Annotated in this window: 11 protein-coding genes and 1 tRNA gene; 5 read left to right on the forward strand and 7 right to left on the reverse strand. The window is 60.1% G+C overall.

From position 1 onward, the window contains the following. Positions 1 to 250 precede the first annotated feature (250 nt). The 5 genes from DQG18_RS14205 (at position 251) to DQG18_RS14225 (ending at position 4,504) form a co-directional block, all read left to right on the forward strand. Complete coding sequence (locus DQG18_RS14205) at positions 251 to 1,495, forward strand: nucleotidyltransferase domain-containing protein (protein ID WP_116654916.1); 1,245 nt, start codon at positions 251 to 253, stop codon at positions 1,493 to 1,495. Next, entirely contained in the window at positions 1,492 to 1,929 is a 438-nt protein-coding gene (locus tag DQG18_RS14210; protein ID WP_245958473.1) for a type II CBASS E2 protein, read from the forward strand. Before DQG18_RS14205 ends, DQG18_RS14210 begins: the two co-directional genes overlap by 4 nt. Positions 1,930 to 1,933: 4 nt before the next feature. Next, on the forward strand, positions 1,934 to 2,989 hold the full coding sequence (locus DQG18_RS14215) for a CBASS cGAMP-activated phospholipase (RefSeq protein ID WP_116654917.1): 1,056 nt from the start codon (positions 1,934 to 1,936) through the stop codon (positions 2,987 to 2,989). 121 nt (positions 2,990 to 3,110) lie between these two features. After that, positions 3,111 to 3,680, forward strand: a complete 570-nt coding sequence (locus DQG18_RS14220; RefSeq protein WP_116654918.1) for a metallophosphoesterase — start codon at positions 3,111 to 3,113, stop codon at positions 3,678 to 3,680. Continuing rightward, positions 3,677 to 4,504, forward strand: a complete 828-nt coding sequence (locus DQG18_RS14225) for a metallophosphoesterase (protein WP_116654919.1) — start codon at positions 3,677 to 3,679, stop codon at positions 4,502 to 4,504. Before DQG18_RS14220 ends, DQG18_RS14225 begins: the two co-directional genes overlap by 4 nt. 192 nt (positions 4,505 to 4,696) lie before the next feature. Here DQG18_RS14225 and DQG18_RS14230 read toward each other — a convergent pair. The 7 genes from DQG18_RS14230 to DQG18_RS14260 form a co-directional block, all read right to left on the reverse strand. Beyond that, positions 4,697 to 4,772: transfer RNA gene (locus DQG18_RS14230), tRNA-Ile, on the reverse strand. A gap of 145 nt (positions 4,773 to 4,917) precedes the next feature. Beyond that, complete coding sequence (locus DQG18_RS14235; protein ID WP_245958474.1) at positions 4,918 to 6,435, reverse strand: tripartite tricarboxylate transporter permease; 1,518 nt, start codon at positions 6,433 to 6,435, stop codon at positions 4,918 to 4,920. Beyond that, complete coding sequence (locus DQG18_RS14240) at positions 6,432 to 6,884, reverse strand: tripartite tricarboxylate transporter TctB family protein (RefSeq protein ID WP_157970191.1); 453 nt, start codon at positions 6,882 to 6,884, stop codon at positions 6,432 to 6,434. The genes DQG18_RS14235 and DQG18_RS14240 overlap by 4 nt, the downstream gene beginning before the upstream one ends. Before the next feature lie 22 nt (positions 6,885 to 6,906). Further along, entirely contained in the window at positions 6,907 to 7,776 is an 870-nt protein-coding gene (locus DQG18_RS14245) for a succinate--CoA ligase subunit alpha (protein ID WP_116654921.1), read from the reverse strand. Further along, positions 7,776 to 8,942: an ATP-grasp domain-containing protein gene (locus DQG18_RS14250; RefSeq protein WP_116654922.1), complete on the reverse strand. Its 1,167-nt coding sequence runs from the start codon at positions 8,940 to 8,942 to the stop codon at positions 7,776 to 7,778. Before DQG18_RS14250 ends, DQG18_RS14245 begins: the two co-directional genes overlap by 1 nt. A gap of 5 nt (positions 8,943 to 8,947) precedes the next feature. Beyond that, positions 8,948 to 10,039, reverse strand: coding sequence for an enolase C-terminal domain-like protein (locus DQG18_RS14255; RefSeq protein ID WP_116654923.1), 1,092 nt, complete (start codon positions 10,037 to 10,039; stop codon positions 8,948 to 8,950). Between the two features lie 85 nt (positions 10,040 to 10,124). Next, on the reverse strand, positions 10,125 to 11,096 hold the full coding sequence (locus tag DQG18_RS14260) for a Bug family tripartite tricarboxylate transporter substrate binding protein (RefSeq protein ID WP_116654924.1): 972 nt from the start codon (positions 11,094 to 11,096) through the stop codon (positions 10,125 to 10,127). Positions 11,097 to 11,115 lie beyond the last annotated feature (19 nt).

The following is an 11,115-nucleotide window of genomic DNA, read 5'->3' on the forward strand; positions in this document are numbered from 1 at the left end:
GAACATCGACCTGGCGCAGCTTCGCGACGATCTCTTCGGGCTTGTGCTTCTTCTGGGGCATTCCAAAATCCTCTCTAACGGCTAAATAGCCTACTTCAGGGAGGACCACTTTTCAGGGGGCAGGCCAAAGGAGATCAATAAAAATAATGGCTTTAAGGCCACAGCATTCTCAAACCCACAGAACAGATGGAGAGCACCATGTCGAACAGAACCAGCCCAACCGGGCCTTTCACTTATAAGGAACACCAAAATGAATTCTTTTGTCTCTGAAGATCAATTCAACCCCCTCCCTGACCCTATCGGCGAGCTGTTGGCTGAAATCGCATTCAGCGCCCAACTGCCGCCGTCGTTGTACAAGCTTGCATCCTCCCGAGCCAATTCGGTTTGCACCCACCTTGATGGGACCGATGCATTTGCCGACCAAATCGAGCATTTTTATCCGCAGGGCTCGATGGCAATCGATGCCACCATTTCGACCCGCGGCACGGATGCCGAGTACGATATCGACATCGTCGCGCAACTCGGCGGTCGGTTCAGGGGTATGTCCCCCTGCAAAATCCTCGATGAACTTTTTGAAGCCCTTGATGGATATCGAGGTATGGAGGTCAAGCGTCAGACCCGGTGCGTGACAATCTACTATTCCGATGGCATGCATCTCGATATCACCCCGGCGCTTCGGGAGTACGGAACAGCAGATCGCCAGAGCCTGATTGCTCACGCCAAGGGTCCCTTCGACAGGGATGACGATGAGTTCATCGCCATGAACGCCTACGGTTTCGCTGATTGGTATATCGAACGCACGCCGATCGAACGAAGGGTGGTCAAGGCTGCCAGTCGGTTCTTCAGCGATGCCGGGCTCCAGGTCCGCGCTGACGCCGACATAGACGAAGTTCCGGACCAAACTCCCTTCACGGTCAAGAACACTGCGACCCTTGCACTGCAGTTGGTCAAGCGTTACCGCAACATCGTCTATGAGAGCGAAAAGGGCCGCATTCCGCCCTCCGTGATGCTGTCCTGCTTTGCCGGGCACGCTGCGCAGGCCAACATGACGCTGTCCGATATGTTGATCAGGCAGTGCGACTTCATTGCTCGCGAAATGCGGGCTGCGTCAGTACGTTGGGAAAAAGTGGAAGTCCGCAACCCTCGCCACTACGACGATCTGTTCACGGATCGCTGGCCGAGGGACATCATTCAGCAAGACACCTTCGCCCGGAAGCTCGAGGACCTGGCTGAAGGGTTGCGCGTGGCGAAGAGCGGTCGGATGCCAGCCTGGAAGATCAATGATTGGCTTCGGGACATGTTCGGCAGCCATGTCGTGACCAAGGCTGCAGACGCGATTGCGAAACGCGCTACAGCGATTCAGGAAGGTCGCCATCGATATCGGCCTGACGGCCGCATCGTGTTGCCTGCCTCGGCAGGGCTCGCATCACCCGCAATCGCCCGCGGCGAAATCCCTTCTCCCAAGCACACCTTCTTCGGAGGAAAGTTGCCATGAGTGTAGCCCTGTCGATGCGTAAGCAGGCGAAATCGATGGCAAAGGCGTGGCCCCAATTCAAGCGGGCACGCCGACCTCGCCATGGCGGCACATCCTGGATCGGGCAGGTTCGCCCGCATCTGGGAAATTTCACGGTCGAGATCACATACGGGGAGTCTTTTGAATTCCCCCACGTTCGCGTGCTGCACCCCTTACTGCGTCGCTTGCCAGAGAATGTCGAAGGCGAGCTCCCTCACGTCTATTGGCAGGCTGACGGTCCAATTCTATGCCTTTTTGACCCTGCACAGGGCGAATGGGACAAGAGCATGTTGATCGCCGAAACGACCGTACCATGGATCTTCGATTGGCTGACCTGCTACGAAATCTGGACGATGACCGAGAAGTGGGTCGGCGGCGGCCGACACCCGGAGTGTGCAATCCAGACGGCGAGGTGAGGATATGAACTACGCACCACCCCGCCGCTCGGACGGCACTCAACAGCAATTTCGGCACAAGTTGCCATGGCCCAAAGACAAACCCTTCCGCATTCTTTCGATCGACGGCGGCGGTATCAAGGGCGTGTTGCCGGCAAGCATTCTTGCCGAGCTCGAGACCCGCTTTCTCAATGGACAATCGATTGCAAATTATTTCGACATGATCGCTGGCACATCGACTGGCGGCATCATCGCGCTTGCGCTGTCGAAGGGAACGACGGCTCACCAAGCGCGCGATATATATCTCGAACGCGGCCGGCACATCTTCCCGGTTCACAAAGGGTGGAAAAAAATTGCGCAAAAGCTGGGTTGGCTATTCCAGATCAAGCACGACCAGGAGCGCCTCAAAAACGAGCTCCTCCGTGTCTTCCAGGACAAGAGGCTGGACGATGCCGAGGTTCGCCTGGTCATTCCTGCGTTCAAAGGCACCCATGGTGAGCCCTGGATCTACAAGACACCGCACCATCCTGATTTCACGAAGGATCGGACAGAAAAGATGGCGCATGTGGCACTACATACTGCGGCAGCACCCACCTTTTATGCCAGCGTGGAGAACGACGGTTACACCATGGTCGACGGTGGCTTGTGGGCGAACAACCCTGTCATGAACGCGCTGGTCGATGCCCTGACTTGTTACGACCTCGACCCCCATCAGGTTCGCATTCTGAGCCTTGGGACTGGCGACACCTTGCTCTCAACCAAGGGCGTCAAGAACGGCGGGCTGCGCAAGTGGATCTCACCTGCCTATCTCCGGGGAAAACTTCCTTTGGTCTTCGAGGTGGCTGTGAAGGCGCAGTCCCACAATGCAAACGGGCAGGCCGGACTCTTGGTTGGGAAACCAAACTTTTTGCGTCTCGATGCCGCCGAGGGTTCAAATCCTATCGAAATCGATGACGTTGAGCGTGCGTGCACCGAGCTGCCGACTGTAGCCAGGCATGTCGTTGAAGGCTCCGGTCACCGCATCCAGGAGATGTTTCTTCAGGAAGAGGCCGTTGGCTTTGTCAAAAATACGGCTGCCTAGCTCCTATTGTTGTCGCTTGGCGAGACCGTAGATCACCCAGCCGATGCCATTCTTTCAATGATCGGTTTGTTCCTTGCATGGATCCCGGCGATAACCTTGAGATCAACGGGAGTTCCTACTTATGTCGAGAGTATTTTTCACAGCCGATCATCATTTCGGCCATGCAAACATCCTGCGGTTTTGCGATCGCCGGTTCGACGATATCGATCACCATGACCGCTATCTTGAGCAGTGCTGGAATGACACGGTTCGGCCTGAAGACACCGTCTACCACCTTGGCGATTTCGCCTATCGGTCGGACAAGGATGCTGCACGGAAACGCTTCAATCGGCTGCACGGCACCAAGCATCTGATTGTTGGCAATCACGATGGGCCATGGGTTCGTGAAATGGGCTGGGAAACCGTGGAGAAGATGGCCGATATCTCGGTGGGCGGGCAACGCATTATACTATGTCACTACGGCCTGCGGGTCTGGAATTCGATGCGTCATGGAGCCTTGATGCTTTACGGGCATTCCCATAGCCGCCTGCCTGGTAACAGCCAAAGCTGCGACGTTGGGGTCGACGACTGGCAATTCATGCCAGTGGACCTTCCGCAGATTCGCGCGCGCCTTGCGACACTTCCCAAGCTCATTGTCCATGATGACACGGATGAGTCCGGCCTGGACGAAAGCTCGGGGCTCAAAGTATGAGGCTCTGGACCATCTCGGATCTGCATCTTGTGCCGCGCGAGCGATCGAATTTGCGCGAATTCTACGTCGAATCGGTGCCAACAATTCCCGATGCCGATGTCGCCGTTATTGCGGGCGATTTCACGGACGGTGCCCCCGAGGCTTCCATGGAATGGCTTGCGACCCACATCAAGCCCCGCATGCCTGTGGTGGCGGTGCTCGGCAATCACGATTTCTATGGGGAGAACCTTGCCGACGCTCGCAAGGCTGCGACCGAGGCAGCCGATCGTTTTGGCATCCATCTGCTCGACGACAGCGCGGTCACCATTGCCGGCGTACGATTCATCGGCAGCACCCTCTGGACGGATTATGAGCTGTATGCAGACTGCGATGACGAGCTGCGCCGGAAATACATGTACGCGTGCAAAACCGGCCTGGCTGACCACGTCAATATCGGACTGGCGCATGGCAGCCTGGAGCTTTTTTCGCCGCGGCATGCGCTCGAGCTGCATAAGAAATCGCGGTTTTTCCTCGAGGACGAACTGCGCCGCGATTTCGACGGCCAGACTGTCGTCGTGACCCATCATGCGCCGCATCCTAATAGTGTCGCCGCCGAATTCGCTGGCGATCCGGTGACCCCGGGCTTCGTCAGTGACATGTCGGATGTCTTCGCCAGGTTCGACATCGATTTGTGGGTGCACGGGCACACGCATACACCGTTCGATTACACCGTCGATGGGTGCCGGGTCGTGTGCAATCCGCGAGGGTATAATTTCGAAAGGGTTTTCGATCCTGAAAAAGTCATCGATCTAAGCCGATTCGGTCCCGAGCCACCGGGTTGGTGACTGTGCAAGGAAAGTGAAGCTAAGCGGGTGTTAGCTTGATTTCGGCTCCGGATGCATCAGTATGGATTGGAATTTCACTCCACAGAATTGCAAACGTGGAGCGGATCAGGTTCCCTAGCACTTGCTCGGTTCCCCATTCGGTTCCCTAACGCAAAAGGGGCCGACGATTTCCCGCCAACCCCTTGAAATCATTGGTGGGCCCGGAGGGACTCGAACCCCCAACCAGACCGTTATGAGCGGTCGGCTCTAACCGTTGAGCTACAGGCCCCGCAGATTTCCTATGATTTTCATTCCGTGGTTGCAAGCGGCGATGTTGGACCATTTCGCCTTGTTCTGGGGTTCTGTCTCCATCCTGGCCGCGGTGAGCTTAGCACGGCCCGGACCTTTCGATCACGCTCCACACCCGCGCACCTTCAGGGATTGCCGGTCATCGCAGGTCTGCTTTTCTTCTTGATAAAGGGAGCGACAACCGTCCAAACCAGCAACAGGGCCGAAATGAACATCACCGTTGCACTGATCGGACGGTCTATGAAAGTCGCGAAGTCGCCCCGCGAAAGCAGCATGGCGCGGCGGAAATGCTCTTCCATAAGCGGGCCCAGAACAAAGCCCAGCAACAACGGCGCGGCAGGAAAGGCCAGCCAGCGCATGAGGCAGCCCAGCGCGCCGAAGGCAACGATCATCATCACGTCGAAGCTGGACGAATTGATCGAATATGTGCCGATGCAGATGAAGACCAGAATTGCCGGGAACAGGAGGTTGTAGGGGACGAGCAGTAGGCGCACCCAAAAACCGATCATGGGAATGTTGAGCACCAGAAGCATCAGATTGCCGATCCAGAAGCTCATGATCAGCCCCCAGAACAACCCCGGTTGCTGCGTCATCAGCGAGGGACCCGGCGAAATGCCGTTGATTGTCAGCGCACCGAGCATCAGCGCCATGGTGGCGCTGCCGGGAATCCCGAGCGCCAACGTGGGAATGAACGCCGTCTGGTCAGCGGCATTATTGGCCGCCTCGGGCGCCACGACGCCTTCGATGGCCCCCTTGCCGAAGCGGGCCGGCTCCCTGGCGAGCCGCTTTTCGAGCGCATAGGATATAAACGAGGCAATGGACGGCCCCGTGCCGGGGAGGGTGCCAAAGAACGACCCCAGCCCTGTGCCGCGGAGAATCGGTATCCACGAGCGGCTCAGGTCTTCCTTGGTGGGCTTCATCGCCTTGAAGCGTACAGTTGACCTGTCGATCGGCTTGCGATCACTGCCGCCGACGCTGGAAACGACTTCGGCAACACCGAAGAGGCCCATCGCGAGGCCCACAAGGCTGATACCGTTGGCGAGTTCGAGAAACCCGAAATTGAAACGGGTCTGACCCGAATAAATATCCATGCCGAAGGTGCCGAGAACAATGCCCAGAACCACCATTCCCAGGCCCTTGGCGGCTGATCCATCCGAGATGGCCGAAGCCGCCACCAGCCCCAGCACCATCAGCGCAAAATAGTCCGCTGACCCGAACTGGAGCGCGTAGCGGGCAATTACGGGTGCAAATCCCATCAGGATGACGATGGCGATCGAGGCGCCGACAAAGGAAGCGACGGTCGTCATCAGCAGCGCGACGCCGCCCCTGCCTTGCTGAGCCATCGGATAGCCATCGAGGCACGCTACGGCGCTCGAGGTGGTGCCGGGAATGTTCAGCAGGATCGCTGCGGTAGAACCGCCATAGGCCGTGCCGTACCAGATGCCGCCGAGCATGATGAGCGCGGTCGTGGGGTCGAAATGATAGGTCAGCGGCAACAGCATCGAGATGGCGGTGAGCGGCCCGATGCCAGGCAGCACGCCCACCAGCATGCCCACGAACACGCCGACAAAACAGTACAGCAAATTGACGGGCGTGATTGCTGTCTCAAGTCCGATGGCGATATTTCCGAACAATTCGATCATAGCGCCCACCGGAACATGATGAAGGGCAGATTGAGCCCCAAAACGAAGATAATGTAGCTCAGAACGCTCATCACCACCGAGACGATGATGGCGTTGACGATGCTGAAGCGGCGATCGCCGAGTGAGGAAATCAGAACCAGAATCGTAATTGCGGGTGCCAGTCCGAAGCGGGGAATGGCAAGTGCAAAACAGACGATCGAGATGAGAACGAAAACGAGGGGTCTGAGCGGCACTTTGCCCCAGCCCGCTGCGTCACGGCGCGAGAAGGCGGGTATGATCACGAGGATGCCCAGCAGAGCCATGATCACGCCGGCGCCGAACGGGAACATGCCCGGCCCCATGCGCTGCGCAGTGCCCAACGGGTAGTGCGTCGAAGCATAAAGAGCGACCGCGCTGCCAGCGGCAAGCAGGAGCATCCCTCCCAGAAAATCGCGTTTGTCCTGAATCATGATGGGCTCCCCGGTTGAAGCATCATAGTCCGAGTTCCTGCCGCACGGCCTGGGCCGTCGCGAGCGGAGAGATGCAGACGGTGGCGCCGGCTTGCTTGAGGCGCTCGATCTTGGAGGCTGCCGTCTCCGAGGCATTGCGCGCCAGCGCGCCCGCGTGCCCCAGCGTGCGGCCCTCGGGGGCGCTGCGGCCCACAATCATGGCGAAGACGGGTTTGGAAAGCCCGCCCATCGCTTCCGCCAACTCGGCCTCCTTGCCCCCCCCGATCTCACCGACCACGACGATGGCATCGGTCTGCGGATCGGCGTCGAACAGGTGTGCGTATTCGACCGGCCGGCGGCCGACGATGGAGTCCCCACCGATGGAAACCGCCGTGCTCTGGCCCACGCCGTTGGCTGTAAGGGCGCGCAGCATCGCGATGGACAGGGTGCCGCTGCGCGAGATCACGCCGACGCGGCCGGGCAGGCCGAATGCTGGCGGCAAACCGCACAGCATGCCCTGCCCCGGGCTCAGGAGCCCCAGCGCATTGGGGCCGATTACCCAGGTATCTTTGGTACGGGCATAGGCGAGCGCGGGCATGACATCGTGGACCGGAGCGTGTTCTGCTGTCGCCGCCGCCAGCTTGATGCCGCCATCCGCCGCCTCGACGATGGCGTCGGCCACGCCGAAGGCCGGCGTGTAGATGACAGAGGTATCGGCTCCCGTCTGGCGAACCGCCTCCGCTACGGTGTCGAACACCGGCAGATCGAGATAGCTCGTGCCACCAGCGCCGGCGGCAACGCCCCCGACAATGGCCGTGCCGGCGTCGCGCATCTGCCCGATCATGTTCCTGGCATAGGTGGAATGGATGTTCTGGATGATCACGCGACTGTCGCGCTTCAACAGTATGCTCATCAGCCGGCCCTCTTCATGATACCGGCATCGCGATCGACAGCCATCCGTTCGACCACCTGCTCGGGAAACTCGAATGCCGGATAGCCCGCCGCTGCTATGGCCTCGCGCGCTGCTTTGGCGGTCATGGTCTTTTCGGCCACAAAGCTGGCGCTCAGGCCAAAATAGAACGGCTTGGGCGGCGGTGCGGCCTTGAGCCGTTCCAGCAGCCCCAGAACACGCGGCGCGAGATCGCGGGTCGACAGCGCCTGATAGAACATGATCGCCTTTATCTCGTCGGCCTCGGCCAGCCTCCAGGCCATTTCCAGGCGAGCGTCGGCGGTCTCCCCGCGCGCGCCGCCGGCATTGTCGAAGAAGGTCGCCGCTTTAAAGCCGGCATCCGCCAGAAGGTCGGACACCATCATGCCCAACCCCGCGCCCGCTGTGATGAGGACGACGTCGCCGGGCGACTGGATGAGCACATAGCCCGCCTCACGCGCCTCACGTTCGGCCGGCGAGAGCTTGATGTCGGCGAGGCGTTGCGACAGGGCGAAGGATCTGTCGCGATGCCGATACCGGGCGCTGTCATCGGCGGTCGCCTTGCAGTCCAGTGCGATCAGACGTCCCTCCGCCGTAACCGCAAGGGGGTTGATCTCGATCATGGTCAGATCTTCGTTGCGGAAAATGCGCACTACATCGGCCGCGAGCCGCACCAGCCGCGTGACGGCGGCGGTGGGCGCCCCCGCTGACACGAAAAAGTCGACAAGCATATGTGCCCGAACCTGGGCATCGGCCGGAAGCGTCATCGAGCGGACGCCACCGTTGTCCTCGATCTCAACCCCGCCCTGCGCCGAAAACATAAGCACCGGAGATCCGGTGAGATCGTCCAGCACCACCGACAGGTAGAGTTCGGTCTCGAACACGCTCGCGGTTTCGATCATCACGACTTGCGGCAGGCCGCGCTCGGCAAGGGCCTTGCCGATGGCATCGATGGTCGCTGCAGGATCGTCGCCAGCCCTGCGTACGAGACCAGCCTTTCCCCGGCCCCCGAACAGGGTCTGGGCCTTGATGATGTCGGAAGGATCGATCTCGACGGTTGCGTCAATCTCACGATCGACCAGGCACGCGCTCGGCACGGGCAGATTGTACGCCCGCAGCAACGATTTCGCATCCCATTCACATAAATCCATTTATCTTACTTTCTCAGTACTAACGCCGACGAAGAGAGCGCTTCCACCCTCTCCCAATCGATGGCGCTGGCCCCATGCAGCGTTGGCGGGACGGCGTAACTGCCGCCATCGAGGCCGAGATCGAAGTGCAGCAGATGCTCGGTGAGCGCGTCGTGAAACGAGGCTTCGATTCCCCAGATCGTCGTGCCTTCGGCGCCGGCCGCCATGCGCAGTTGCGCCAGCGCCCCGATCTCGGTTTCTCCAAAAAGGCCAATGACGGCATGACCGCCGCGCGCAACAGCGGCCTGGAGCATCTCTCCCGCGCCCCGGCTGCCGCATCGGCCCGGCTTGGCCGCGATATCGATCTGCCCCAGATCCACAAACTGCCGGGCCGCCAGCAGCGAATCGCAGAAGCGGTCAACGACCACGGGCACCGTCGAACGCGCCATCCGATCGAGGCTGGCCGCCAGCGGCGTCAGTCTGCACGGATCCTCGACAAAGGTCAGCCCATGGCGCTCAGCCAGCCTCATCAGGGCGGCACACTCCGCTATCCCATAGGCGCCATTCGCGTCCCCACAGATGGCGAAGTCCCCGCCGACGGCGGATCGCACCGCACCGAGTACCGCCGCGTCGGTTGCGAGGCCTTGGCCGAGCTTGATCTTGACGGCCCCGAAACCACGCGTTGCAGCCGCTTCGGCTGCGCGGGCCATTTCGCGCGGATTTCCCCGCGTCACGACAGCTACGGCGGGACCCGCGATCGCTGCGGGCGCTACGTTTTGATCGTCAGCGTAAAGGTCGGCCAGCAGGCTGTCGAGGAGCGCTGTCAGCGCGCCAACATTGCGGATCTGGCCAAGGTCTTCGGGGGCAAGGCCGGTCGAGGACAGGAGCGGCCATCCGATATCGGCGAACAGCGCGAGCAATGCGCCCTGGCTCATGCTGTTCCATGTCGGCCGGCACACTGCCTCGGCCGCCCCTTGCCGCCCATCGCAATCCCATATTCTTACCACCAGATAGTCGGCATGGGCTTCTATGCCGCCCGTGGTCCACTCGATCGGCTCCTTGTAGGTCAGGGATACCGCCCGAATTTCAGCCCTGACGATGCGGGTCGGCGTGAGCATTTTGGGCTTTGGCCTTTTAGGGGCTTGTGACGGGAAAGGGACAGGGCGCGAAAGCCCTGCCCCCGGTGCGGCTCGGCAACAGCGATCAGTTGGCTGTTTCGCGTGTGGAGTCGATGACTTCCCGCCAACGCGGAATGTTGATTTCGATACGCTCGAGAATCTCTTCGCCGGTGGCAAAGATCGGAGAAACACCCATCTGCAGCAGCGACTCCTGGTAATCTTGCTGCGCGACCACAGCTTCGATGGCGGCTTGGAGACGATCGACCACCGCGTCGGGCGTGTCCTTGTGGACCACGACAACGGACGGGGTTTCGACCATGGCCATGTCGATGCCCAGTTCGACAACCGTCGGTACATCGGGCAACACAGCATCACGCTCTTCGCTCATGAAGGCCAGGAAGCGCAGCTCATCTTCAAAGCCCAGATAGTTCGAGCTCGACAGCACCGCCACATCAATGTGTCCGCCCATGAGGTCGGCCACCGATGCGGAACTGCCCTGAAACGGAATATCCACTGCGTCAACGCCGGTCGCCTGGAACAGGCTCACGCCATTGACATGATGGAAACCACCCTGCCCCGTATGGCCCCAGGAAAACTCTCCAGGCGCGGCACGCATGGCTTCGAGCAGTTCTTCCAGCGTCTGATAGGGGCTATCGGCGGATACTGCGATCGCCGAGGTGAGTTGCGCCATCTGCGCCACATACCTGATGTCCTCAAGCGGATCGACGGATTGCTCATCGAACAGCGACGTCAGAATGAACGTACCCAGAGATTGATGCGCGAGCTTGTAGCCATCGGCGGGGCTCGTCACGATTTCTTGCGCCGCCACATATCCGCCCGCACCTGTGCGGTTGATCGGCGCCACTGGCTGCCCGAGTTCACCTTCCAACCGGGACGCGAGTGCACGCGCCACCTGATCGTTGGCCCCTCCAGCCGAGAACGGGATCAAAAGCTCGAGCGGACGGCTCGGATAATCCTGGCTCATTGCGGGGGCGGCAACGGTCATGGCGACAGCCGTCATAAATGCGCGAACCCAGGTCTTGCCTGTAACAGTCATATTATCCTCCCTGATCAAT

This window comes from Pelagibacterium sediminicola (assembly GCF_003390885.1).
GTDB lineage: Bacteria > Pseudomonadota > Alphaproteobacteria > Rhizobiales > Devosiaceae > Pelagibacterium > Pelagibacterium sediminicola.

What these genes read in the sequence shown, in the direction of transcription:
- DQG18_RS14205 (WP_116654916.1), top strand. Translation starts at nt 251, where the DNA reads ATGAATTCTTTTGTCTCTGAAGATCAATTCAACCCCCTCCCTGACCCT.
- DQG18_RS14210 (WP_245958473.1), top strand. Translation starts at nt 1,492, where the DNA reads ATGAGTGTAGCCCTGTCGATGCGTAAGCAGGCGAAATCGATGGCAAAG.
- DQG18_RS14215 (WP_116654917.1), top strand. Translation starts at nt 1,934, where the DNA reads ATGAACTACGCACCACCCCGCCGCTCGGACGGCACTCAACAGCAATTT.
- DQG18_RS14220 (WP_116654918.1), top strand. Translation starts at nt 3,111, where the DNA reads ATGTCGAGAGTATTTTTCACAGCCGATCATCATTTCGGCCATGCAAAC.
- DQG18_RS14225 (WP_116654919.1), top strand. Translation starts at nt 3,677, where the DNA reads ATGAGGCTCTGGACCATCTCGGATCTGCATCTTGTGCCGCGCGAGCGA.
- DQG18_RS14235 (WP_245958474.1), bottom strand. Translation starts at nt 6,435, where the DNA reads ATGATCGAATTGTTCGGAAATATCGCCATCGGACTTGAGACAGCAATC.
- DQG18_RS14240 (WP_157970191.1), bottom strand. Translation starts at nt 6,884, where the DNA reads ATGATTCAGGACAAACGCGATTTTCTGGGAGGGATGCTCCTGCTTGCC.
- DQG18_RS14245 (WP_116654921.1), bottom strand. Translation starts at nt 7,776, where the DNA reads ATGAGCATACTGTTGAAGCGCGACAGTCGCGTGATCATCCAGAACATC.
- DQG18_RS14250 (WP_116654922.1), bottom strand. Translation starts at nt 8,942, where the DNA reads ATGGATTTATGTGAATGGGATGCGAAATCGTTGCTGCGGGCGTACAAT.
- DQG18_RS14255 (WP_116654923.1), bottom strand. Translation starts at nt 10,039, where the DNA reads ATGCTCACGCCGACCCGCATCGTCAGGGCTGAAATTCGGGCGGTATCC.
- DQG18_RS14260 (WP_116654924.1), bottom strand. Translation starts at nt 11,096, where the DNA reads ATGACTGTTACAGGCAAGACCTGGGTTCGCGCATTTATGACGGCTGTC.